This is a genomic window from Pseudomonas nitroreducens TX1 (assembly GCF_000313755.1).
Lineage (GTDB): Bacteria > Pseudomonadota > Gammaproteobacteria > Pseudomonadales > Pseudomonadaceae > Pseudomonas > Pseudomonas nitroreducens_A.
On record NZ_AMZB01000091.1, the window covers coordinates 15,413 to 38,499 of the forward strand.

General features: G+C 66.0%; 21 protein-coding genes. 10 read left to right on the forward strand and 11 right to left on the reverse strand.

The window, feature by feature from the left end; genetic code table 11:
• Window positions 1-69 precede the first annotated feature (69 nt).
• The gene (locus tag C167_RS0107205; RefSeq protein ID WP_017517591.1) at window positions 70-990 is read right to left on the reverse strand and encodes a response regulator; all 921 of its coding nucleotides are present in this window, start codon (window positions 988-990) and stop codon (window positions 70-72) included.
• Between the two features lie 2 nt (window positions 991-992).
• Entirely contained in the window at window positions 993-2,294 is a 1,302-nt protein-coding gene (locus tag C167_RS0107210; RefSeq protein ID WP_017517592.1) for a sensor histidine kinase, read from the reverse strand.
• 289 nt (window positions 2,295-2,583) lie between these two features.
• Here C167_RS0107210 and C167_RS33635 point away from each other — a divergent pair, with 289 nt between their 5' ends.
• A complete protein-coding gene (locus C167_RS33635; protein WP_017517593.1) occupies window positions 2,584-2,754 on the forward strand; it encodes a DUF2897 family protein in 171 nt (56 codons plus the stop codon).
• 100 nt (window positions 2,755-2,854) lie between these two features.
• Window positions 2,855-3,619, forward strand: a complete 765-nt coding sequence (locus C167_RS0107220) for a CPBP family intramembrane glutamic endopeptidase (protein WP_017517594.1) — start codon at window positions 2,855-2,857, stop codon at window positions 3,617-3,619.
• A gap of 149 nt (window positions 3,620-3,768) precedes the next feature.
• Here C167_RS0107220 and C167_RS0107225 read toward each other — a convergent pair whose 3' ends face one another.
• Complete coding sequence (locus tag C167_RS0107225; protein WP_037006034.1) at window positions 3,769-4,389, reverse strand: TetR/AcrR family transcriptional regulator; 621 nt, start codon at window positions 4,387-4,389, stop codon at window positions 3,769-3,771.
• A 217-nt stretch (window positions 4,390-4,606) separates the two neighbouring features.
• On the opposite strand from C167_RS0107225, the gene C167_RS0107230 reads away from it, so the two are divergent.
• The 8 genes from C167_RS0107230 to C167_RS0107265 all read left to right on the forward strand — a co-directional run bounded on the left by C167_RS0107230 (window position 4,607) and on the right by C167_RS0107265 (window position 16,351).
• Entirely contained in the window at window positions 4,607-6,400 is a 1,794-nt protein-coding gene (locus tag C167_RS0107230; RefSeq protein WP_017517596.1) for an acyclic terpene utilization AtuA family protein, read from the forward strand.
• Window positions 6,401-6,593: 193 nt separating this feature from the next.
• The gene (locus C167_RS0107235) at window positions 6,594-7,469 is read left to right on the forward strand and encodes an SDR family oxidoreductase (protein WP_017517597.1); all 876 of its coding nucleotides are present in this window, start codon (window positions 6,594-6,596) and stop codon (window positions 7,467-7,469) included.
• A gap of 3 nt (window positions 7,470-7,472) precedes the next feature.
• On the forward strand, window positions 7,473-9,089 hold the full coding sequence (atuC, locus tag C167_RS0107240; protein WP_017517598.1) for a geranyl-CoA carboxylase subunit beta: 1,617 nt from the start codon (window positions 7,473-7,475) through the stop codon (window positions 9,087-9,089).
• A gap of 180 nt (window positions 9,090-9,269) precedes the next feature.
• Window positions 9,270-10,430: a citronellyl-CoA dehydrogenase gene (gene atuD / locus C167_RS0107245; protein WP_017517599.1), complete on the forward strand. Its 1,161-nt coding sequence runs from the start codon at window positions 9,270-9,272 to the stop codon at window positions 10,428-10,430.
• Between the two features lie 4 nt (window positions 10,431-10,434).
• Window positions 10,435-11,229 (forward strand): isohexenylglutaconyl-CoA hydratase, encoded by a 795-nt coding sequence (atuE, locus tag C167_RS0107250; RefSeq protein ID WP_017517600.1) that lies wholly within the window; start codon window positions 10,435-10,437, stop codon window positions 11,227-11,229.
• Between the two features lie 68 nt (window positions 11,230-11,297).
• A complete protein-coding gene (gene atuF, locus C167_RS0107255; RefSeq protein WP_017517601.1) occupies window positions 11,298-13,286 on the forward strand; it encodes a geranyl-CoA carboxylase subunit apha in 1,989 nt (662 codons plus the stop codon).
• 141 nt (window positions 13,287-13,427) lie between these two features.
• On the forward strand, window positions 13,428-14,249 hold the full coding sequence (locus C167_RS0107260; protein WP_017517602.1) for an SDR family oxidoreductase: 822 nt from the start codon (window positions 13,428-13,430) through the stop codon (window positions 14,247-14,249).
• Between the two features lie 284 nt (window positions 14,250-14,533).
• On the forward strand, window positions 14,534-16,351 hold the full coding sequence (locus C167_RS0107265) for a long-chain-acyl-CoA synthetase (RefSeq protein WP_017517603.1): 1,818 nt from the start codon (window positions 14,534-14,536) through the stop codon (window positions 16,349-16,351).
• A gap of 30 nt (window positions 16,352-16,381) precedes the next feature.
• On the opposite strand, the gene C167_RS0107270 is transcribed toward C167_RS0107265, so the two are convergent.
• The 8 genes from C167_RS0107270 to C167_RS0107305 form a co-directional block, all read right to left on the reverse strand.
• Entirely contained in the window at window positions 16,382-16,996 is a 615-nt protein-coding gene (locus C167_RS0107270; protein ID WP_235154298.1) for a hypothetical protein, read from the reverse strand.
• Between the two features lie 82 nt (window positions 16,997-17,078).
• On the reverse strand, window positions 17,079-17,771 hold the full coding sequence (locus tag C167_RS0107275) for a hypothetical protein (RefSeq protein WP_017517605.1): 693 nt from the start codon (window positions 17,769-17,771) through the stop codon (window positions 17,079-17,081).
• The gene (locus tag C167_RS0107280) at window positions 17,768-18,361 is read right to left on the reverse strand and encodes an RNA polymerase sigma factor (protein ID WP_017517606.1); all 594 of its coding nucleotides are present in this window, start codon (window positions 18,359-18,361) and stop codon (window positions 17,768-17,770) included. Before C167_RS0107280 ends, C167_RS0107275 begins: the two co-directional genes overlap by 4 nt.
• A gap of 291 nt (window positions 18,362-18,652) precedes the next feature.
• Window positions 18,653-20,092 (reverse strand): PLP-dependent aminotransferase family protein, encoded by a 1,440-nt coding sequence (locus C167_RS0107285; RefSeq protein WP_017517607.1) that lies wholly within the window; start codon window positions 20,090-20,092, stop codon window positions 18,653-18,655.
• A 102-nt stretch (window positions 20,093-20,194) separates the two neighbouring features.
• Window positions 20,195-20,830: a response regulator transcription factor gene (locus C167_RS0107290; RefSeq protein WP_017517608.1), complete on the reverse strand. Its 636-nt coding sequence runs from the start codon at window positions 20,828-20,830 to the stop codon at window positions 20,195-20,197.
• Between the two features lie 153 nt (window positions 20,831-20,983).
• Window positions 20,984-21,811, reverse strand: coding sequence for an OmpA family protein (locus tag C167_RS0107295; RefSeq protein WP_017517609.1), 828 nt, complete (start codon window positions 21,809-21,811; stop codon window positions 20,984-20,986).
• Window positions 21,808-22,152 carry a DUF4398 domain-containing protein gene (locus tag C167_RS0107300; protein WP_017517610.1) on the reverse strand — a complete coding sequence of 115 codons (345 nt, stop codon included), beginning with the start codon at window positions 22,150-22,152 and terminating at the stop codon, window positions 21,808-21,810. Before C167_RS0107300 ends, C167_RS0107295 begins: the two co-directional genes overlap by 4 nt.
• 28 nt (window positions 22,153-22,180) lie before the next feature.
• Window positions 22,181-23,008: a transporter substrate-binding domain-containing protein gene (locus C167_RS0107305; RefSeq protein ID WP_017517611.1), complete on the reverse strand. Its 828-nt coding sequence runs from the start codon at window positions 23,006-23,008 to the stop codon at window positions 22,181-22,183.
• Window positions 23,009-23,087: the final 79 nt, after the last annotated feature.

A 23,087-nucleotide genomic window follows, 5' to 3' on the forward strand; every position in this document is an offset into this window, starting at 1 on the left:
GCGCATTGTCGCAGAAACGCGCCGACTTCCGTAGCCCGCCCGGCAGGAATGCTGCGTCGCCGACGGCGATCAGGCACTCAGCCGCTCGCGCAGGCGGCCGAGCATACCCAGCAGGCTGCCGACCTTCTCCCGCTCGCGCTCCTCGCGCGGCACTTCGGCGATGCGCGCGACCTTCTGTTCGGGCTGCGCGCGCCACAGCAGCGCCTGCTCGGCGGCAGCCTTCAGCCCCTTTTCGAACAGCCCCCGGCGGATCGGCTTGGGCAGGTAACGGAATATCTGCGCCTGGTTGATCAGCGCCAGCAGGTCCTGGGTGTCGCGGAACGGCGTGACCACGATGCTCAGCAGGCGCGGATGGGCCTGGGCCAGGGACTTGAGCAGCGGCGCGGTGTCTTCGCCGGCGAGCTTCAGGTCACTGACGAGAATGTCGATGGGCTCGCTGTTCAGCCGCACGATGGCCTCGGCCAGGTTGCGCGCACGGTGCAGCTGGTGGGTGCCGGCGCTGCAGAATTCGCCGACGCAGGCCAGGGTTTCGGGATCCTCGTCCAGCAGCAGCACGTTGAGCGGTGCGACCACGCGACTGATGGCCTTGGTGTCGATGGGCTCGGCCGGTGCCTGGCGCCGGGCGATTTCCGCCGCCTGGCGCAGGGTGAAGGCCATTTCCTGCGGATCCCAGGGCTTGGTCAGGTAGCGGAAGATACCGCCGCTGTTGAGCGCATCCACCGCGGCGTCGAGGTCCGAGTACCCGGTCAGCAGGATGCGCAGGGTGTCCGGGGCGATCTCACTGCCCTGGGCGAGCAGCTCGGCGCCGGTCATCTGCGGCATGCGCTGGTCACTGACGAGGATGTCGATGCGCTCATCGCGCAGGCGCTGCAGGGCCTTTTGCGGGTCGGTTTCCACCAGCACCTCGTAGTGACGGCGGAACTGCATCGCGAGGCTGCGCAGGATGCGTTCCTCGTCGTCGACGAAGAGGATGCGGACAGGCTGGCTCATGTTCAGGCGCTCCGTTTCAGTTCGCTGGCCTGCGCGAGCGGCAGGCTGATGAGGAATCGCGTGCCACGTCCGGGTTCGGACGCCACGCGGATGCGGCCGCCGTGGTCCTGGACGATCTTGTAGCTGATCGACAGGCCCAGGCCCGTGCCCTGCCCCACCGGCTTGGTGGTGAAGAAGGGGTCGAAGATGCGCGCGCGCACCTCCTCGTTCATACCCTTGCCGTTGTCCTGCACGGACAGGTGCACATGGGTCTCATCGGCCCAGGACTTCACCTGGATCAGGCCGAACTTCTCCATCGCCTGGGCGGCGTTGGTCAACAGATTGAGCAGCACCTGGTTGATCTGGCTGGCGGCGCACGCGACCTTTGGCAGCGTGCCCAGCTGGGTGGCGACTTCGGCCTTTTCCTTGATGCTGTTGCGGGCGATCAGCAGCGCACTGCGCACACAGTCGTTGAGATCGACTTCCTCGCTGCGGGCGCGGTCCAGGCGGGCAAAGTCTTTCAGCCCGCCGACCAGTTCGCCGATCTGCGCCAGGCCGAAATCGGTATCGCCGAAAAGCTGGTCGAGGTCGCCCGTCAGTTGTTCCAGCGCGGCGTCTTCGCGGGCCTGTTCGAAGGCGGCGCGGGCGCGAGCCAGCTGCACGGGGTCACAGGCCGGGGCGTCCAGGCATTCGTTGAACCGGGCCTGGGCTTCAGTAAGATCGAGCAGTGGAACCAGCAGCTCGCGCAGCAGCGCGACGTTGTTCTTCACATAGCCCAGCGGGGTGTTCAGCTCGTGGGCGACGCCGGCGACCATCTGCCCGAGGGAGGCCATCTTCTCCGACTGCACCAGCTGCACCTGGGATTCGCGCAGGTCCTGCAGCGTCTTGTTGAGCACGCGGTTGCGCTGGGCGACGCGCTGCTCCATGGCCTTGAGCAGGTCGAGCACCGTGCCCAGACCGAGGTAGAGTCCCTGCTCGTCCACCAGGACGAAGTCCTCGCTGATCGGGTAGTTCAGTTGCGCGGTGACCTGTTGCGAGGCCTCTTCGAGGCTCAGATCGGCGCGTACCTTCAGCGGCTGGGCGTTCATCACGTCGCTGGCCGGGCGGCGGCCCCAGAGGTCGCGGCCGAAGCGCTGCATGAAGATGTCCTGCAGGCCGTTGCGGCTGACCAGGCCCAGCGGTACTCCGCTGGCGTCCACCACCGGCAGCGAGAGGAAGGAGCGGTGCTCGGCATCGAGGAAGCGTTCAGCCACATCGCTGATGCTCAACTCCGGCGCCAGGGGCGCAACCTGGCGCAACAGCTCATGCAGGGCGCGGGTGGTCATCGGCGAATCTCCGGTCGCTGGGATGGGCGCCAGTAGAGCAGCGGCAGATTGCCATCCTGTGACAGCCGTCGCGGGGCGGCGAAGCTTCACAGCGCCGTCATCGCCCTGCAACAAGCCCCTGGCGAGAGCCTCTCGGCTTGTGCCGCGGCCCCGTAACCAGCCGGCAACTCGCATTCCCGGGGTGCGACCGCAATTTGCCTGAAGCGATCCGTGTGAACCGGCGCGCGCCTGACAAGGTCCCAATCACAGCGTATCGTGACGATTCATAACCCTTGTCGGAGACGGGACCATGCCCTGGTATGCCTGGTTGATCATTGCCCTAGCCCTGGGCTCCATCGTCGGCGCGCTGATGATGCTGCGCGATACCGCGAAGAAGCTCCCGCTCACCGAGGAGCAGCTCAAGCGCATCCATGAGCGCAACGCGGAAATGGACGCCAAGGAAGCCCGGGACAAGCGCTGAAAATCGCCTAACTGACTGACGCCTCAGTCAAAAACTGGCCATAGCCATGGTCAGCAGCAGTCGAAATTGCCTAGACTGCGCCTCCTTGTTGGAGGAAAGAATGCTCAGGAAACTCCTGCCGCTGCTGCCAATCCTGTTGTTGCTCTGCGGATTCACGCTGGGTTTCGTCCAGCCGGTGGGGTTGCTGATCGGTGCCGTCTACATCGCCTGGACCCTCTACGGCGAGGCTCGTCTGCCGCCCCTGCTGTGGTGGCTGGTGTGCCTGGTGCTCAGTATTGCCCTGGCCGCGCACCTGCTACCGGGCACCACTTCCTGGACGCTCTGGCCAGTGCGCCAGCTCAGCCCGGACGCGCCCGTCTATGCCCTGCACCTGTCCTGGGACAAGGCCCTGGTCGGTCTTACCCTGCTCGCCTGGTGGCTGCGCCGCAAGCCGGTGCCATCGGAAAAACGCTCACCCGACTTCGCCGCCATCGTCATCGTCACGACGCTGTTCGCCGTGCCGCTGGTGGCCGTGGCCGGCGGTCTGGTGGTGTGGAACCCGAAATGGCCGCCGGGCTTCTGGCTGTGGATGCTGGTCAATGTTTGCGTGATCTCGCTGACCGAAGAAGCCTTCTTCCGCGGCCTGCTGCAGAGTGAACTGGTGCGCCGCTTCGGCGCGATCGCCGGGGTGGTGTCGTCCAGCGTGCTTTTCGGCATGGTGCACTGGCCGATCAACCCACTGTTCGCCGTGGTGGCTGGTGTCGCCGGCCTGGGCTACGGGCTGGCCTTCCATTTCAGCGGGCGCCTGGTGGTCCCCGTATTGCTGCATGCGGCGGTGAACTGCCTGCACTTGCTGCTATTCAGTTATCCGTTGCGGATTATCTGATCAGATCGGTACCGCCGGTGAGCTATCGCGGACGGAGCCCGCTCTTACCCAGGGCTCGACACCTCCCGGTAGAGTCGCCGCAACGCTGACATCTCCGGCGCGCGTGGGAGTGGACTCCATCCGCGATGGGCATCCCACCCGTTCCGAAACTACTCGCGAATAACCAGCAGCAATGCCTGCTCAGCCAATTCGTCCAGCGTCAGGCTGCCTTCCGGGCGGAACCAGGTGATGGACCAGGACAGCGCCCCGGTGAGGAAGCGCCGCAGGATGAACGGATCGCCCTGGCTGAAGCCGGCCTGACGCGCCTCCTCCAGCACTTCCAGCCACATCTGCTCGTAGATGTCGCGCAGGCTGAGGATGTACACCTGGCCTTCTTCCGACAGCGAGCGCCATTCGTAGACCAGCACCGCCATCGCCTCGCCGGTGCCGCCGGTGATCGACTGCAGCTCGCAGCGGATCAGCGCCAGCAGGCGTTCGCGCAGGGTCGTCGCATCGGCCAGGGCGGCGCGCATCAGGGCGGTGTTGTAGAGAATGGTTTCCTCCATCACCGAGCGAAGGATTTCGTCCTTGCTCTTGAAGTGGTGGAAGATGCTGCCGGACTGGATGCCCACCGCGCCGGCCAGGTCGCGCACCGTGGTGCGCTCGTAGCCCTTGCTGCGGAACAGGTGCGCGGCCGTGTGCAACAGCTTGCCGCGGGCGCTCTCCGGGTCGGTGATCTGCCCGGTTGCGACCAGCTCCAGCAATACTTCGCGGGCTTTGCGGTCATCCACGCTGTTCTCTCCCATGGGGCCCATCGGCCGATCTGCTCAGGGCGATTGATCGAAACGCCCTGCAAGTGCTTGTGTTGTCTGACGAAATGTAAGCCCCCGAACCCCAACCAAGCAAGCGCTTGGCCATCCATTGGTTGGGGTTATCGTCTTTCGGGGCTTTTCAACCAAGCGCTTGCTTGGTAATGTCGATCCATCACTCAGCGTCACGGGCAGAACAATGACTAGAACCGTACGTATCGGCTGCGCCTCCGCCTTCTGGGGCGACACCTCGACCGCCGCCGCTCAACTGGTGCGCGGCGCGGAGATGGACTACCTGGTATTCGACTACCTGGCCGAGATCACCATGTCGATCATGGCCGGCGCGCGCCTGAAGAATCCCGAGGCAGGCTACGCCACCGACTTCGTCGACGTGATGACACCGCTGCTCGGCGACATCGCGGCGAAACAGGTCCGCGTGATCAGCAATGCCGGCGGCGTGAACCCCCAAGCCTGCGCAAACGCGCTCTCCACCGCCTGCGAAAAGGCGGGTGTGGCGCTGAAGATCGCCGTGGTGCACGGCGACAACCTGCAACCGCGCCTGGGCGAACTGGCCAGGGCCGGCATCCGCGAGATGTTCAGCGATGCGCCGCTGCCGCCCATGTGCGTCTCGGTCAACGCCTACCTCGGCGCCCCCGGCATAGTCGCAGCGCTGAACGCCGGCGCCGATATCGTCATCACCGGCCGCGTGGTGGACAGCGCCGTGGTCAGCGCCGCCTTGGTGCACGAATTCGGCTGGGCCTGGAACGACTATGACAAGCTGGCCCAGGCCGCGCTGGCCGGGCACATCATCGAATGCGGCGCGCAGTGCACTGGCGGCAATTTCACCGACTGGGAAAGCGTGCCGGACTACGAGCACATCGGTTTTCCCATCGTCGAGGTGCAGGCCGGCGGCGACTTCGTGGTGACCAAGCCGCAGGGCACCGGCGGGCTGGTGACGCCGCTGTCGGTGGGCGAGCAGATGCTTTACGAGATCGGCGATCCGCGCGCCTACCTGCTGCCCGACGTGGTCTGCGATTTCACCCAGGTCCGGCTCGCCCAGGTCGGCGACAACCGCGTGGCCGTCAGCGGCGCGCGCGGCCTGCCGCCGACCGGGCAATACAAGGTCAGCGCCACCTACCCGGACGGTTTCCGCTGCACCGCCAGTTGCCTCATCGCCGGCATCGACGCGGTGAAGAAGGCCGAGCGGGTCAGCCAGGCGATCATCGCCAAGACCGAGGAAATCCTCATGGAACGCGGCTGGGGCCCGTACCGCGAGGTGAGCGTGGAACTGCTCGGCAGCGAAGCCACCTATGGCGGTCACGGGCGCCGCGGCGACAATCGCGAAATCGTGGTCAAACTCGCCGTACGCCACAGCCGCAAGGAAGCCCTGGTGCTGTTTTCCCGCGAGATCGCCCAGGCCGCGACCGGCATGGCGCCGGGCCTGACCGGCATAGTCGGTGGCCGCCCGAGCGTATACCCGGTGATCCGCCTGTTCTCCTTCCTGATCGACAAGGACGCCTGCGAGCTGGCGGTGGATATCGAAGGTGAGCGCCACAGCGCCGCCCTGCCCGTCCTCGATTCCTTCGACCCGGCGGCGCTGGCCGACAAGGTCCCGGTGCCGGCGACCGAGGGCCCGGCACCCGCCAGCGTGCCGCTGGTGAAGCTGGCCGTGGCGCGCTCCGGCGACAAGGGCAACCACAGCAACATTGGCGTGATGGCGCGCCGGCCCGAGTACCTGCCCTGGATCGCCGACGCGCTGAGCGAAGGCGCGGTGGCCGACTGGATGCAGCACGTGCTGGACCCACAGCTTGGCCGCGTCTGCCGCTGGTACCTGCCGGGCACGCACAGCCTGAACTTCCTGCTGGAGAACGCCCTGGGCGGCGGCGGCGTCGCCAGCCTGCGCATCGACCCGCAGGGCAAGGCCTTCGCCCAGCAGTTGCTGGAATTCCCGGTGGCGGTGCCGCAGCACATCGCCGATGAACTGAACCTGTAGGACCGAGGGGGGCGCCTAGCCCTTGCTCGCGAACCCGGCCTCGCAGCGGAGCCTGTTCGCGAGCAAGCTCGCTCCTACACAAGAACAGAAACGTAGGGCGCATAACGCCACAAGCGTTATCCGCCAATTGCCATCGGCGGATGAAGCGTGCCGCTTCATTCGCCCTACGGGATACCTCGGAGTCAGAACAACAATGAGCTACGACTCGATCTTCAAACCCGGCCTGTTCGCTGGACAGACCATCATCGTCACCGGCGGCGGCAGCGGCATCGGTCGTTGCACCGCCCATGAACTGGCATCCCTGGGCGCCCACGTGGTGCTGGTCGGGCGCAAGGCCGAGAAGCTGGAGAAGACCGCCGGCGAAATCATCGAGGACGGCGGCAGCGCCAGCTGGCACAGCTGCGACGTCCGCGACGAAGACGCGGTGAAGGCGCTGGTGGCGCAGGTCATCGCCGAGCGCGGGCCGATCCATCACCTGGTCAACAACGCCGGCGGCCAGTACCCCGCGCCGCTGGCGTCGATCAACCTGAAGGGCTTCGAGGCCGTGGTGCGCACCAACCTGGTGGGCGGCTTCCTGATGGCCCGCGAAGTGTTCAACCAGAGCCTGAGCAAGACCGGCGGCAGCATCGTCAACATGCTCGCCGACATGTGGGGCGGCATGCCTGGCATGGGGCACTCGGGCGCGGCGCGCGCCGGCATGGAGAACTTCACCAAGACCGCCGCCATCGAGTGGGGCCACGCCGGGGTGCGGGTCAACGCCGTGGCGCCGGGCTGGATCGCTTCCAGCGGCATGGACACCTACGAAGGCGCGTTCAAGGCAGTGATCCCGACCCTGCGCGAGCACGTACCGCTCAAGCGCATCGGCACCGAGTCGGAAGTGGCCGCCGCCATCGTCTTCCTGCTCTCCCCCGGCGCCGCCTTCATCAGCGGCAACACCATTCGCATCGACGGCGCCGCGAGCCAGGGCAGCCGCGCCTTCCCGCTGTCGAAGGTAAAGCCGGGACAGAGCCGCTCCTACAACGGCTTCCACCGCGCCTACCTGCCCGATGTACTGAAGGATCAGGAGTAAGCGATGCCGGTCATTCAATCCGAACTCGATCCCCAGGGCGAAGACTTCGCCCGCAACCGCGAGGCCATGCTGGCCGCCGTGGCGAGCTTCCGCGAGGTCGAGCAGAAGGTGCTGGACAAGGCCGCCGAGGCCAAGCCCAAGTTCGACAAGCGCGGCCAATTGCTGCCGCGCGAGCGCCTGAACCTGCTGCTGGACGCAGGTGCGCCGTTCCTTGAGATTTCCTCGCTGGCCGGCTACAAGCTGCATGACGACAAGGACGGCACCCAGGCCGGCGGCGGCATCATCTCCGGCATCGGCTACATCGCCGGAGTGCGCTGCCTGGTGACGGCCAGCAACAGCGCAATCAAGGGCGGCACCATCTCCCCCACCGGGCTGAAGAAGACCCTGCGCCTGCAGCAGATCGCTTTGGAGAACAAGCTGCCGGTGGTGGCGCTGACCGAGAGTGGCGGCGCCAACCTGAACTACGCGGCGGACATCTTCGTCGAGGGCGCGCGCGGCTTCGCCAACCAGGCGCGCATGTCGGCGGCGGGCATTCCGCAGATCACCGTGGTGCACGGCTCGTCCACCGCGGGCGGCGCCTACCAGCCGGGGCTGTCGGACTACGTGGTGGTGGTGCGCGGCAAGGCCAAGATGTTCCTCGCCGGCCCGCCGCTGCTGAAAGCCGCCACCGGCGAGATCGCCACCGATGAAGAACTGGGCGGCGCCGAACTGCACGCCCAGGTCGCCGGCACCGCCGAGTACCTGGCGGAGAACGACGCCGACGGCGTGCGCCTGGCCCGCGAGATCCTCGCCGCGTTGCCGTGGAATGCGCAATTGCCGGCCCGCCCGAAAAAGGCATGGGACGCACCGCTGTACCCGGCCGAAGAACTGCTCGGGGTGGTGCCGGCGGACGCGAAGAAACCCTACGACGTGCGCGAGATCATCGCGCGTATCGCCGACGGCTCGCGCTTCCTCGACTTCAAGAACGAGTTCGACAGCCAGACCGTCTGCGGCCACCTGCACATCGAAGGCCACGCCTGCGGCCTGATCGGCAACAACGGCCCGATCACCCCGCAGGGTGCGGCCAAGGCGGCGCAGTTCATCCAGCTGTGCGAGCAGAGCAACACGCCGATCCTGTTCCTGCACAACACCACCGGCTTCATGGTCGGCACCGAATCCGAGCGCCTGGGCGTGATCAAGCACGGCTCGAAGATGATCCAGGCGGTAGCCAACGCCACCGTGCCCAAGCTCACCCTGGTGGTCGGCGGCTCCTACGGCGCCGGCAACTACGCCATGTGCGGCCGCGGGCTGGACCCGCGCTTCATCTTCGCCTGGCCCAACAGCCGCACCGCCGTGATGGGCGGCGCCCAGGCCGGCAAGGTGCTGCGCATCGTCACCGAGGAAAAGCACGCCAAGGAGGGCAAGGAAGCCGACCCGAAGATGCTCGACATGCTCGAACAGATGACCGCGCAGAAACTCGACGCCCAGTCCACCGCGCTCTACGGCACGGCGAGCCTGTGGGACGACGGGCTGATCGACCCGCGCGACACGCGCCAGCTGCTCGGCTACCTGCTGGACATCTGCGCGGAGGCGGCCATACGACCGCTGAAGGGAAATAGTTTTGGGGTGGCGAGGTTCTGACAGGAATTGGGAGAGTGGGCAAAAGCCCCTCTCCCCCGCCCTCTCCCTGAAGGGAGAGGGAGCCAAAGCGACCCGGCGTAAAGCGAACTTTCAGCTCGCTCCGTACAGCCCCCTCTCCCTTCAGGGAGAGGGCTGGGGAGAGGAGAGATGAACGACTCAGGCTCAAGGAGAACAACAACAATGATCTTCACCCAGGAACACGAAGAACTCCGCCGTACCGTCCGCAACTTCGTCGAGAAGGAGATCAACCCCTACGTCGACGAGTGGGAAAAGGCCGGTCGCTTCCCGATCCATGAGGTCTTCAAGAAAGCCGGCGACCTGGGCCTGCTGGGCATCTCCAAACCGGAGAAATTCGGCGGCATGGGCCTGGATTACAGCTACTCGGTAGTCGCCGCCGAAGAGTTCGGCACCATCCATTGCGGCGGCGTGCCGATGGCCCTGGGCGTGCAGACGGACATGTGCACCCCGGCCCTGGCGCGCTTCGGCTCCGACGAGCTGCGCGAGGAATTCCTCCGCCCGGCCATCGCCGGCGACATGGTCGGCTGCATCGGCGTCTCCGAAGTCGGCGCCGGTTCCGACGTTGCCGGACTGAAGACCACCGCGCGCAAGGATGGCGACGACTACGTCATCAACGGCAGCAAGATGTGGATCACCAACTCGCCGTCCGCCGACTTCATCTGCCTGCTGGCCAACACCTCCGACGACAAGCCCCACGTCAACAAGTCGCTGATCATGGTGCCGATGAAAACCAAGGGCATCAGCGTCAGCCCGCACCTGGACAAGCTCGGCATGCGCAGCTCGGAGACCGCCCAGGTGTTCTTCGACGACGTGCGCGTCCCGCAGCGCAACCGCATCGGCGCCGAGGGCGCGGGCTTCATGATGCAGATGCTGCAGTTCCAGGAAGAACGCCTGTTCGGCGCCGCCAGCGGGATCAAGGGCCTGGAGTACTGCGTCAACGCCACCATCGACTACTGCAAGGAGCGCAAGACCTTCGGCCAGGCGCTGATCGACAACCAGGTCATCCACTTCCGCATGGCCGAGCTGATGACCGAGATCGAGTGCCTGCGCGCCCTCACCTACCAGGCCACCGAGCAGTACATCCGCGGCAAGGACGTGACCCGCCTGGCCTCCATGGCCAAGCTCAAGGTCGGCCGACTGGCCCGTGAAGTCACCGACGCCTGCCTGCAGTACTGGGGCGGCCAGGGCTTCATGTGGGAGAACCCGATTGCCCGCGCCTACCGCGACACCCGCCTGGTCTCCATCGGTGGCGGCGCGGACGAAATCATGCTGGGCATCATCTGCAAGCTGATGGGCACCCTGCCGGGCAAGAAGAAGGGCTGATGCCATGACCCTGCCGAACTGCGAAACCCTGCTGCTGGAACATGACGGCGGCGTGTTGCACGTCACCCTGAACCGTCCGGACAGCCGCAACGCCATGAGCCTGGCGATGGTCGGCGAACTGCGCGCGGTGCTCGCCGCCGTGCGCGATGACCGCACCGTACGCGCCATCGTCCTGCGCGGCGCCGGCGGACACTTCTGCGCCGGTGGCGACATCAAGGACATGGCCGGCGCCCGCGCCGCCGGCCCGGATGCCTATGCCGCGCTGAACCGCGCCTTCGGCGGCCTGCTGGAAGAGGCCCAGGCGCAGCCCCAGGTGCTGGTCGCCGTGCTGGAAGGCGCGGTGCTGGGCGGCGGCTTTGGCCTGGCCTGCGTCTCGGACATTGCCATCACGGCGGCGGACGCGCAGTTCGGCCTGCCGGAAACCAGCCTCGGCATCCTGCCGGCGCAGATCGCCCCCTTCGTGGTGAAGCGCATCGGCCTCACCCAGGCGCGCCGCCTGGCGCTTACCGCCGCGCGCTTCGATGGCCGCGAGGCGCTGCGCCTGGGTCTGGTGCATACCTGCGCGGAGGGCGCCGAGAGCCTCGGTGAGCAACTGGCGCAGACGCTGGATCAGGTGCGCCGTTGCGCCCCCGGCGCCAACGCCGCCACCAAGGCGCTGTTGCTGGCCACCGAGACCGAAGCCCTCGGCCCGCTGCTGGACGACGCCGCCCGCCAGTTCGCCGACGCGGTGACCGGCGCAGAGGGCGCCGAAGGCACGATGGCCTTCGTACAGAAACGCAAACCGAACTGGGCGCAGTGACCCAACGCGCGCACCGAACAACCCCCTCTCCCTTCAGGGAGAGGGCTGGGGAGAGGGAAACAGCCAGCATGCCCAGCTTCGACAAGATACTCATCGCCAACCGTGGCGAGATCGCCTGCCGGGTGATCCGCACCGCCCACGACCTGGGCTACCGCACCGTGGCCGTGTACAGCGAGGCCGATGCCGATGCCCGCCATGTTCAGCTGGCCGACGAAGCCGTGTGCATTGGCCCGGCGCCGGTGGGCCAGTCCTACCTGAAACCCGAGGCAATCCTCGACGCCGCCCAGCGTACCGGCGCCGGCGCGATCCATCCCGGCTATGGTTTTCTCTCGGAGAACGCCGACTTTGCCCGCACCTGCGAGGCCGCCGGCATCGTCTTCATCGGCCCAAGCGTGGAAGCCATCCACCTGATGGGCAGCAAGCGCCTGTCTAAGATCGCCATGCTCGAAGCCGGCGTGCCCTGCATCCCCGGCTACGAAGGCGCGGAGCAGGACGACGCCACGCTGACCCGCGAGGCGCAGCGCATCGGCTACCCGCTGATGATCAAGGCCAGCGCCGGCGGTGGCGGGCGCGGCATGCGCCTGGTGACCCGCGAGGAAGAACTCGCCGTACAACTGCGCACTGCGCGCTCGGAAGCGCAGAACGCCTTCGGCAGCGGCGAGCTGATCCTGGAGAAAGCCGTGGTGCAGCCGCGCCATGTGGAGATCCAGGTATTCGGCGACCGCCACGGCAATATCGTCTACCTCGGCGAGCGCGACTGCTCGGTACAGCGCCGCCACCAGAAGGTCATCGAGGAAGCGCCCTGCCCGGTACTGACCGAGGAACTGCGCGCCGCCATGGGCGAGGCCGCGGTGAAGGCCGCTGCGTCGGTGAACTACGTCGGCGCCGGCACCGTGGAGTTCCTGCTGGACGCCAGCGGCGCCTTCTACTTCCTGGAAATGAACACCCGCCTGCAGGTGGAACACCCGGTTACCGAACTGGTCACCGGCCAGGACCTGGTGGCCTGGCAGATCCGCGTCGCCGAGGGCCATCCGCTGCCGCTGACGCAGGCGCAGATCCAGCTCAAGGGACATGCCATCGAAGTACGCCTGTACGCCGAGGATACCGGCAACGGCTTCCTCCCCCAGACCGGCCAGGTCCTGCGCTGGACGCCGCCGCAGCTGGACGGCATCCGCATCGACCACGGCCTGCGCGAAGGCCAGCCGGTGACGCCGTTCTACGACCCGATGCTGGCCAAGGTCATCGCCTATGGCGCCACCCGCGACGAAGCCCGGCGCAAGCTGGTGCGCGCCGTGGAGGACTGCGTGTTGCTGGGCGTGACCGGCAACCAGCGCTTCCTCGCCAACCTGCTCAAACACCCGGAGTTCGCTGCCGGCAAGGCCACCACGGCGTTCATCGGCGAGCAGTTCGCCAATGACCCGAGCCTTTCGCCGCGCCAGCCGCAAGCGCTGGAACTGGCCTGCGCCGCCGCCCTGCTCTACCAGGCCTCAGCCAGTGACCGTGCGCACCAACCGGGGCTTTCCGGTTGGCGCAGCGCCGGCAGCGCGCCGTGGCGTTTCGCGCTCAAGCAGGGCGAGGAAAAATTCATCGTCGAGCTGGAAGTCCGTGAGCACGGCACCCAACCGGTGCTGCTGGCCCGCATCGGTGACAGCGAGATCAACCTGCGCCTGCCCGGCGAAGAAGACGGCGACGCGATCCTGGAAGCCGACGGCATCCGCCGCCGTCTACCCTTCCACCGCGAGGGTGCGCGCCTGTGGCTGTATGGCGCGGACGGCAACCTGGAATTGCAGGACATTACCCACGAACCTGCTGGCGCGTCTGGCGGCGCAGGCTCGGGCACGGTGAAAGCACCGATGGATGGCGCCATCGTCGATGTGCTGGTGGCAGAGGGCGCGCGGGTCAGCAAAGGCCAGCTGCTGCTGGTGCTGGAAGCGATGAAGATGGAGCACCCGCTCAAGGCCGGCGTCGACGGTGTGATCCGCCGAGTGCAGGTGAGCAAGGGCGAACAGGTGAAATCCCGGCAATTGCTGGTGGAGGTCGAAGCCGAAGACGCCTGAACCGCTTTTCGCTTTTCGTAGGAGCGAGCTAGCTCGCGAACAGTCCCCGCAGCGGGGCCTCGGTTCGCGAGCAAGCTCGCTCCTACAGGTTCCCGCCAGCGATTCCGTCAAACACGACAACAAGAACACGGAGCCCCAACCATGTCCCTCAACGGCAAGACCCTCTTCATCACCGGCGCCAGCCGTGGCATCGGTCGCGAGATCGCCCTGCGCGCCGCGCGCGATGGCGCCAACATCGTCATCGCCGCCAAGAGCGCCGAGCCCCATCCGAAACTCGAAGGCACCATCTACAGCGTCGCCGGGGAAGTCGAGGCCGCCGGCGGCAAGGCGCTGGCCCTGCAACTGGACGTACGCGACGAAAACGCCGTGCGCGACGCCATGGCCAAGGCCGCCGAACACTTCGGCGGGATTGACGCGGTGATCAACAACGCCGGCGCGATCAAGCTGGTCGGCGTGGAGCGCCTGGAGCCCAAGCGCTTCGACCTGATGTACCAGATCAACACCCGCGCCGTGATGGTCTGCAGCCAGGCCGCGCTGCCCTACCTGAAGCAGAGCAAGGGCCACATCCTCAGCCTGTCGCCGCCACTGAACATGGCCAACAAATGGTTTGCCCAGCACGGGCCCTACACCGTCACCAAATACGGCATGAGCATGCTCACCCTTGGCATACACGAGGAGTTCAAGAAGTACGGCATCAGCGTCAACGCCCTGTGGCCCAAGACCATGATCGCCACCGCCGCCATCGAGTTCGAGCTGGGTAGCCGCGACGCCTTCAAGCGCGCGCGCACCCCGGCGATCATGGCTGACGCCGCCTACGCCATTCTCTCCAGCAGCGAGCGCAGCATCAGCGGACGCCTGCTGATCGACGAGGAGATCCTGCGCGAACAGGGCCAGAGCGACTTCGAGCACTATCGCTTCGACCCGGACGGCGGCAGCCTGGTGCCCGACCTGTTCCTTGACTGACCGCCACCCACCGCACCGCGGCCAACGGCGGATAACCGCAAGCGGTTATCCGCCCTGCCACCTCTCCCCCACGCGCGCCATGTCGCCATTTACCAATCGACACACTCCCGCCCTGGCCGTCCGGCCATCGCTTTCCAGACTGCGATGAACGCACGCCCGATGCGTTTGCCGATCTGCCCTGCGCCACGCGCGCAACAGCCATAGGCGCACGTCGGACGACGACCTAGAGTCGCTCGCAAGCGTCTGCACGCCACAGACAACAATGACAATAAGGGCACGCGTCAATGAGCCACGCCGATATCATCACCCCGACCCGCTTCCTCGCCCACCTGCCGGCCACCCTCGGCCGCGTGCCACGCATGCTGCGCGGGCTGTACTACACCGGCATCCGCAACCGCGAGAAGAACCTCTCCCTGGGCTGGGCGCTGGAGCGCGCCGCACGCCTCTATCCGGACAGCCCGGCGCTGATCGACGAACGTCGGCGCCTGTCCTATGCCCTCTTCAACGGCTGGGCCAACCGCCTGGCGCGGGCCTTCCAGGCCGAGGGCGTGGGCCACGCCAGCGTGGTCGCGGTGATGCTGGAGAACCGCGCCGAACTCATGGTGGTGCTCGCCGCCCTGGCCAAGCTCGGCGCCATCGGCGCGCTGGTGAATACCACCCAGCGCGGCCAGGTGCTCAGCCACAGCCTCAACCTGGTCAAGCCCAGCCACTTCGTGGTCGGCGAGGAGCTGCGCGAGGCTTTCGAGGACGTCCGCCCGGCCCTGGAGAACAGCGGCGGACGCTGCTACTGGATCGCCGACGGTGAGGAATCGGCGCAAGCTCCGGTCGGCTGGCAGAGCCTGATGCGACTGGCCCAGGAACAGGATTCCAACAACCTGCCGGAAACCGCCAAGGTCCGCCTGAAGGACGCCTGCTTCTACATCTACACCTCCGGTACCACCGGCCTGCCGAAGGCCTCGATCATGAGCCACGGCAAGTGGATCAAGGCCTACGGCGGCTTTGGCCACTCCGGCCTGGGGCTGACCAACAGCGACGTGCTCTACCTGACCCTGCCCTGCTACCACAACAACGCCGTGACCGTCTGCTGGAGCGCCGTGCTCGCCGGCGGCGCGGCCATCGCCCTGCGCCGAAAGTTCTCCGCCAGCGCCTTCTGGAAGGACGTGCAGGCCTACCAGGCGACCTGCTTCGGCTACATCGGCGAGCTCTGCCGCTACCTGCTCAACCAGCCGGTATGCCCGGAGGAACGCGGCAACAGCCTCACCTGCATGATCGGCAACGGCCTGCGCCCGTCGATCTGGAACGAGTTCAAGGCGCGCTTCGGCATCGAGCGAATCACCGAGTTCTACGCCTCCAGCGAGGGCAACATCGGCTTCACCAACGTATTCAACTTCGATAATACGGTGGGCTTCTCGCCGGCAACCTACGCGATCGTCCGCTACGACCTGGAAAACGACCAACCGGTGCGCAACGGCAAGGGTTTCATGGAAAAGGTCGACAAGGGCGAAGCCGGCCTGCTGATCAGCGAGATCAGCGACAAGTGGCCGTTCGACGGCTACACCGATCCGGCCAAGAGCGAAGCGGTGATCTACCGCAATGTGTTCAAGGAAGGCGATACCTGGTTCAACACCGGCGACCTGATGCGCGACATCGGCTTCAAGCACACCCAGTTCGTCGACCGCCTGGGCGACACCTTCCGCTGGAAGGGCGAAAACGTCTCCACCACCGAAGTGGAAAACGCCCTGGGTGCATTCCCCGGCGTGGAGGATGCGGTGGTCTATGGCGTGGAAATTCCCGGCACCAACGGGCGCTGCGGCATGGCCGCTCTGCGCCTGGCCGACGGTTCCAGCCTCGACCCCGCACAACTCGCCGCGCACCTGGACCGCGAGCTGCCGGCCTATGCCGTGCCGCTGTTCCTGCGCCTGCTGACCCAGGTGGAGACCACCGGAACCTTCAAGTACAAGAAGACCGACCTCAAGCGCAACGCTTATGACCCATCCTCAGTGAGCGAGGCGTTATACGTGCGCCTGCCCGGCGAAGCGGACTACCGGGCACTGGACAGGGCCCTGTTCGAAGCGATTCGCGACGGCGTGCACCGGTTCTGACGACCTCGCCCACAAGGGCAGAGGCTGCGATCAGTTGCGGAACTTGAACTGCAGTTCAGCGCCGCGGATATCCGAGTGCCAACTGTCATCGTTGGCCTCGCGTTCATTGGGTTCGCGCTGGATCAACCGACCGCCGACCTCGAACGGGCTCTGCCCGACCTTCTCGCCGAACATCGGCGGCAGGATCGGCTTCTCCTCGAGCACGGTGACGGGATCGTCCGCCTGTTCCTGTTGCAGCAGATCCCTGGGCAGGCGCAGATCGAGCTTCACAGGCGGCAGCGGCTGCTTGACTACGGGATCGACCGGCTTCTTCACCTGTGCCGGGGTTTTCGAAGGCGCTTTGGCTTCCGGCTTTATCGCCGCCTCGACGGCGGGCGCCCTGGGCGACGCTACGGCCTTGGCGGCGGCAGGCTTGGCCTCATCCTCGCGCGGCTGCTCAGCAGCAGGCTTGGGCGCAGGCGCACTGGCCGCCTCCGGCGTCACTGCTGCGGCAGGCGCGGGAGCTGCAACCGGAGTGGCAGCCTTGTCCTTGTGCTCGTCACCGCAGGCGACGAGCAGCAGGGACAAACTGGCGACAATGAGGATTCGGTTTTTTTTCATGGAGCGGACCGTCAGAAAACCGCGCAATGCTGGCGCGAGATTCATTGCAGGGCAAGAGGCTTGCCGTAACAAGCCTTCTACGACCGAACAATCTGACAGAACAGGGCTGAACCCGGCCTGTCATTGATCAAGGATTGTCCGTCAGTTCCTTCAGAGCCTTGTCGATATCCAGGTTGGGAAAGCGCTGGCGCAGGCTCTCACGTACAAGTTCCGCCTCTGCCTTCAGACCCTTGCCTTGCAAGTCGCGTAGGTGCAACAGACTGGTACGCGGCTCACCAGCCTCCTCCGCGAACGCTTGCAGCTTCTCTTGGACCCGCATGTCAGGCTGAACCTGATCGTCAGAAAGTTGACGCACCTCGGCTTTAGCGCTGTCCACCGCCTTCTTTTTGCTCATCGGCGCCGGCTTGGCGAGTTCTTCCATGGCGCCCCCCGCAGCAGCGCTATCCATACTCGGCTGCGCCGCATAGGGCGCGGCAGCCGGAGCCGCTGGCGGCGCCATGGCCGGTGCGGGAGCCGGCGCACGCATCATCGCTGGGGCGGCTGGCGCGTCAAAGCGATCCGGCGCCTCTTCGTAGGTGCGCAGGGTCAGGCTCAGGCCGATACCCAGGGTCGCCAGGCCTGCCACAGCGACGCCCCAGCGCTGGCGGCTGCCAGCGCCCACCAGCCAGCGGTGCAGGCGCTGGGCCAAACCCGGTTTCTGCTCCTGCGTGGCGGCACGAGCGGCGGCCAGGATGCGCGCGTCCAACTGCGCCGACGGCTGCTCATCGCTGTGCCGGCGGTAGTGCTCGAGCAGGTCCTGCTCGTGCGAATCGCGGTTCATGGGCTCACCTCCTCGGTCACCGACGGGTCGGACAACAACCGACGCAGTTTCTGCATGGCATAGCGAAGCCGGCTCTTCACCGTTTCGGCCGGAGTTTTCGTCAGCTCGGCAATTTCGTTCAGCTCCAGGTCACCGTGGGTGCGCAGCAGGAACACTTCGCGCTGCTCCTGGGGCAGTGACTCCAGCGCACCCTGCAGGCGTTGCTGGTCGCGGCTCAGGCTCAGCTCGCGCTCGGGGTCGACGCTTTCGCCGGCCAGCGCCTCGCCGTGCAGCTGCTCGTCGAAACGCTCCTGACGGCCCTGGTGGCGGCCGAGCTTGCGCCAATGGTCGATCAGGCGGTTACGGCCGATCTGGTACAGCCAGGTCTTGAAGCTGGCCGCACCCAGCGGCTGGCTGTCGCTACGAATCAGGCTCATCCAGGTTTCCTGGAACACTTCCTCGGCCTGGGCGTGATCGCCACACAGGCCGCAAAGGAAACGGAACAGGCCCAGGCGATGGCGAGCGTAAAGCTCGCCGAAAGCTTCGGCGTCGCCGTGTCGATAGCGCCGCAGCAACGCCGCGTCGTTTTCATCCGTGAGGGGTGTCTTCAACTCTCTCGATCCATTGCGTGGCGGGTGTCGGCTGGCGTCTCGCCAGTGGCCGAGTATCGCCGATGGCGCGGGCGCCGGGGTAGCGCGATGGCGGGCAGGCAGAAGCCCGGGTGTGGCAAGCGGCACGGCGGCAGCCTCGTCGAGGGGTCAACTCCCTTGGACGAGACGACGCGGGTATATGGGTTAGCGCCGATATGAAGCTATCGCGTAGGAGCGGACTGCGTCCGCGATAGGCCCGCCTCTTGCCGGATACCATCGCGGACGCAGTCCGCTCCTACGCAAGCCAAGCTCCTACGCGGCGATCAGTTCTTCCTGGCAGAGCTGGCAGGCCAGCATGCCGAGGGTCATGATCGCGCGCTCCGCCTCGCGGTCCCAGGGGATGCCGCAGGTCAGCCGCAGGCAATTATTGAACTGCTCGGTGTTACTGAAGATCAGCCCCGGGGCGATGCTGATGCCCTGCTCCAGCGCGCGCACATGCAACTCCTTGGTGTTTACCTTGGCCGGCAGGCTGACCCAGAGGATGAAGCCGCCCTTGGGCCGGGTCATCTGCGTGCCTTCGGGGAAGTATTGCTGCACCGCCAACTGGTAAGCGGTCATGTTCTTCCGGTATTCCTGGCGGATGTAGCGCAGGTGCCGGTCGTAGCCGCCGTTCTCCAGGTACGCCGCCACACCCATTTGGGTGACGGTGCACGCCGAATGGGTGGTGAAGGTCTGCAGGCGACGGATTTCCTCCTGGTAGCGCTCGGTGATGATCCAGCCGATACGCACGCCGGGGGAAATGGTCTTGGAGAAGCTGGAGCAATACACCACGCGGCCGTCACGGTCGTGAGCCTTGAGCGCCTTGGTCTGGCCCTGGTCGAACATCAGCTCGCCGTAAATGTCGTCCTCGATCACCCCGATGTTGTGCTCGGCGGTGAGCTTGAGCAACGCCTTCTGGCGGTCTTCCGGAATGGTGCCGCCCAGCGGGTTGCTCAGGCGCGCGGTCAGTACCAGCGCCTTGATCGGCCATTGGTTGGCGGCCAGTTGCAGCGCTTCCAGGCTGATGCCGGTGAGCGGATCGCTGGGGATTTCTATGACCTTCAGGCCGAGGATGTCGGCCAACTGCAGAAGGCCGTAGTAGCTCGGCGACTCGGTGGCGATCAGGTCGCCCGCGCGGGTCATCACGCGCAAGGCCATGTGGATCGCGTCCACGCAGCCATGGGTGATGGTTACCTGGGTCGGATCGACCACCACACCGGCATCGCGCATGCGGATCGCCACCTGGCGGCGCAGCGGCTCGTAGCCGGGGCTGAACATGTAGCTGAAGGCGCGCGGGCTGGAGAAGCGCGTGACCTTGGCCAACTGCTGGTGCAGCGCGCGGACGGGAAGGTAATCCACGTGCGGCACAGCGGCGCCCAGCGGGAACACGCCTTCGCGGCGCGCCTCGGCGAGCACCTGGTTGATGATGCTGCTGCGGGTTACCAGGCCTGGCCGCTCGACGCGGGCGATATCCGGGGTCGAGGCGGTCAGCGCCGGTGTGCGGTGCACATAGAAGCCTGACTGCGGGCGAGCGCGGATCAGCCCCTGGTCTTCAAGGGTGGCGTAGGCCTGGAGCACCGTGGCATGGCTGACGTTGAGCTGCGTACTGAGCTTGCGCACGGACGGCACGCGCTCGCCCGGCTGGTAGACACCACGACGGATGTCTTCCGCCAGTTGCTGGGCGATACGCTGGTACAGCAGCAGATTGGACATGACGGCCATCCCTCGGGCTTTGAACCGAAACAGTAGCCAAAAACGGCAAACTGTTCCAGAACAGTCAGAGGTATTCCGTCCGATACAGTTACGCTGCTCTGCTCAGATCTCGCCGAGCCAATCCAGAAGTCCCGCGACCACCAGTTGTGCATCCGTGGTCAGGCCGAGCTTCTGCATGGCATTGCGCTTGTGGGTGCTGATGGTGGAAACGCTGCGATTGGTCCGCTCGGCGATTTCCCCCACCGTGGCGCCATGGGCCAGGCGGCGGATGATGTCGATCTCGGTCGGACTCAGCGGCTTGCCGGTGTGGCGCGGCGGCCGCAGCATCGGGTCGATGTAGGTCTCGCCCTTGCCGATGCGGGCGAAGGCTTCATCCAGCAAGGACAGCGGGTTGCGCTTGCAGACATAGCCCACGGCGCCGCACTTGACCGCTGCAGTCGCCAGCAGCGGCGCCCCCATGACCGAGTAGACCAGTACAGGCACCTCCGGATGGTGGCGCTGCAGCCATTCGATCAGGTGCACGCCATCACGCCCACGGGCGCCGGGCAATGCCAGTTCGACGATGGCCAGATCAACCTCCGGATGGGCCGTGAGCACATCCAGCAGGCTGTCGGTATCGCTGACGAAGGCTTTCACCTGTGCCAGCTCGCGCTCCAGCAGATAGCGCTCCAGACCCCAGCCGATCATCGGTTGCGGGTCCGCCACGATTACATTGAAAAGCTTCTTTTCCGATGACATCACGTTCTCTCATCTACAGCTCCCCCGAGGGGATTAGTCGCACTCGGCTATTTTCGCCAAGCTGCCACTCGAAAGATTTCGAGATCCCCCTGACGAAAAACCCCGGAGCCAAGGCTGCCGGGGTTTTCCTGTGACGGGATATTACGAGAGCTGTCAGCGTTCGGCGCCGAGCTGGCCCTTTTCGTCGGAGAAGACGATCTCCACCCGGCGGTTCTGCGCACGACCAAGGGAAGACGCGTTATCCGAAACCGGATAAGCCTCGCCATAGCCCTGCACCTGAACGCGCTTCGCGTCCACGCCCAGATCGGTCAGCGCATCCGCCACGGCTTGTGCGCGATCCTTGGACAATTGCAGGTTCTGCTCGCGGTCGCCTTCAGCATCGGTATAGCCCTCGATGCGGATGACCCGGCGCGGGTTGAGCTGGAGGAACTGCACCACCTTGAGCACGGTGCGGTTGGCGGCCGGCTTGAGGTCCGCTTCGCCGCTGTCGAACAGCACGTCGCCGAGGGTCAGCACCAGGCCGCGCTCGGTCTCGTTGGTGGCCAGGCTGACCATCTGCTGCTCCAGCCACTTGCTCTGTTCCTGCACATTGAGCAGGCGCGCTTCGCGCATCGCCAGCTGCAGGCGCTCGCGCTCCAGTTGCTGTTTGAGCAGGCGCTCCTGGTTCAGCGCCAGGTTGCTGTGTTCGCGGGCTATCTCGCTGTAGCGCTGGCTGAGGTAGGAATACTGCAGCACATCGTCGCTGCTGCCCCAGTAGTTGGACAGGCGCTCGGCGCGGGCCAGCGATTCGCCCGCACGTATCACGTCCTTGGGCGCGCTGCGCAGCACCGAGGAGTCTTCCTTCACGGCCTGGAATTGCCCTCGCGCCTGTTCCAGCGACTTCTCGCTGAGCTGGCTGTTGGCGCAGCCAGCCAATAGCGCGACCAAGCCCAGTGTACCGATCCGGGAAGCACTGCGGCGCAACAGTTTCAGGGAAGTCATTGCACTTCTCCCAACTGTTTGCGCAGACGGTTGATGCTCTTGGTCTGCTCGGCCAGTTGCTCCGAGCTCTTGCGCGTGAGCTCCCTGGCTTCGGCCAGGCGGGCGTCGAGCTCGGCCTGTTCGGCCAGTTGCCGCGCCTTCTTGTTCGAACCGACCGCCAGGGCTCCCTTGGCGGCCTGGTATTTGTCCTCGGCAAGCTTGAGCTCGGCCACGTCATCGGTGGCCCCCACGGCCTTGGCCTGCTCCAGCGCCTGCTCGGTGAGACGCATCTGTTCGTTGGGTGCCGGGTCGTTCGTCGCGCAGCCGGCCACTGCAAACAAAGCCAGGCCGGCGACCATCATCCGTCGATTGATCACGAAATCTATTGTCCTACTGGGTGGGAGTGCTGGCGGGCTGAAGCTGCTGCGCCTTCCAGCGGGCCAGGTTGTCCTGCAGCAGGCGCTGCGGAACTCCGGCGGCGGTCAATTCTGTCATTTTTTTCGCCAGTTGTCCGCGCAGCCACGGGTCGTTGCAGGCTGAGTTGTGCGCCACGGTCAGGTACAGACCTTCGCTGGAGATCGGCGGTTCCAGCGGCTGCAGGTCATCGGCCATGCCGAGGGTATCGGCGACCGCCAGGCCGGGGTAGTGCTCGTAGATCACATAATCCGAGCGTTTGAGCAGCAGCTTCTGGAAGGCCTGGGTCAGGCTCGGCACCTCTTCCAGCGTCAGCTCCTGCTTGGCGAAGGCGTCGAAGTCCGGACCGAAGCTGTTGTTGACCAGGGTACCGCCCTTGAGCCCCTTGAGATCATCGCGGCCGTTGTAGGGCGTCGCGGCGTCCTTGCGCATCCACACCACATTGTCGGTGGTGAGGAAGGCCGGATGGATGTAATCCATGGTGTCGAGCCGAGGCGGAGTGAGGAAGGCGCCGGCGATCAGGTCGACCCGGCCCAACCGCGCCTCTTCCTGCGCACGGGCCCAGGAGCCGGTGTAAATCACCCGGATACTCACCCCGACCGCCTTGCCGATGTCCTCCAGCAGGTCGGCGTTGGCGCCGATCAGGCGCTCCGGCTGCGCGGGATCGCGCCACAGGTAGGGAGGATATTCCGGATTGCCGGTGGCCACCAGGCGCTCGCACTTGCCGGCGGCGAGGCCGGCCAGGGGCATGGAGAAAGTCACCAGCAACAGCGTCGCACGGATCAGCGCGGAGCAATCGGGCATCGGTAGTCTCGCTCGCCAGAAGAAAGAACGGTCATGCTTAGAGCCGCAAAATGCTAGCGTAAAGCACACCGACCCGATT

Excerpts from the sequence above, each read along its gene's own strand:
- C167_RS0107205 (WP_017517591.1), bottom strand. The coding sequence starts at position 990 with ATGAGCCAGCCTGTCCGCATCCTCTTCGTCGACGACGAGGAACGCATC.
- C167_RS0107210 (WP_017517592.1), bottom strand. The coding sequence starts at position 2,294 with ATGACCACCCGCGCCCTGCATGAGCTGTTGCGCCAGGTTGCGCCCCTG.
- C167_RS33635 (WP_017517593.1), top strand. The coding sequence starts at position 2,584 with ATGCCCTGGTATGCCTGGTTGATCATTGCCCTAGCCCTGGGCTCCATC.
- C167_RS0107220 (WP_017517594.1), top strand. The coding sequence starts at position 2,855 with ATGCTCAGGAAACTCCTGCCGCTGCTGCCAATCCTGTTGTTGCTCTGC.
- C167_RS0107230 (WP_017517596.1), top strand. The coding sequence starts at position 4,607 with ATGACTAGAACCGTACGTATCGGCTGCGCCTCCGCCTTCTGGGGCGAC.
- C167_RS0107235 (WP_017517597.1), top strand. The coding sequence starts at position 6,594 with ATGAGCTACGACTCGATCTTCAAACCCGGCCTGTTCGCTGGACAGACC.
- atuC (WP_017517598.1), top strand. The coding sequence starts at position 7,473 with ATGCCGGTCATTCAATCCGAACTCGATCCCCAGGGCGAAGACTTCGCC.
- atuD (WP_017517599.1), top strand. The coding sequence starts at position 9,270 with ATGATCTTCACCCAGGAACACGAAGAACTCCGCCGTACCGTCCGCAAC.
- atuE (WP_017517600.1), top strand. The coding sequence starts at position 10,435 with ATGACCCTGCCGAACTGCGAAACCCTGCTGCTGGAACATGACGGCGGC.
- atuF (WP_017517601.1), top strand. The coding sequence starts at position 11,298 with ATGCCCAGCTTCGACAAGATACTCATCGCCAACCGTGGCGAGATCGCC.
- C167_RS0107260 (WP_017517602.1), top strand. The coding sequence starts at position 13,428 with ATGTCCCTCAACGGCAAGACCCTCTTCATCACCGGCGCCAGCCGTGGC.
- C167_RS0107265 (WP_017517603.1), top strand. The coding sequence starts at position 14,534 with ATGAGCCACGCCGATATCATCACCCCGACCCGCTTCCTCGCCCACCTG.
- C167_RS0107270 (WP_235154298.1), bottom strand. The coding sequence starts at position 16,996 with ATGAATCTCGCGCCAGCATTGCGCGGTTTTCTGACGGTCCGCTCCATG.
- C167_RS0107275 (WP_017517605.1), bottom strand. The coding sequence starts at position 17,771 with ATGAACCGCGATTCGCACGAGCAGGACCTGCTCGAGCACTACCGCCGG.
- C167_RS0107285 (WP_017517607.1), bottom strand. The coding sequence starts at position 20,092 with ATGTCCAATCTGCTGCTGTACCAGCGTATCGCCCAGCAACTGGCGGAA.
- C167_RS0107290 (WP_017517608.1), bottom strand. The coding sequence starts at position 20,830 with ATGTCATCGGAAAAGAAGCTTTTCAATGTAATCGTGGCGGACCCGCAA.
- C167_RS0107295 (WP_017517609.1), bottom strand. The coding sequence starts at position 21,811 with ATGACTTCCCTGAAACTGTTGCGCCGCAGTGCTTCCCGGATCGGTACA.
- C167_RS0107300 (WP_017517610.1), bottom strand. The coding sequence starts at position 22,152 with ATGATGGTCGCCGGCCTGGCTTTGTTTGCAGTGGCCGGCTGCGCGACG.
- C167_RS0107305 (WP_017517611.1), bottom strand. The coding sequence starts at position 23,008 with ATGCCCGATTGCTCCGCGCTGATCCGTGCGACGCTGTTGCTGGTGACT.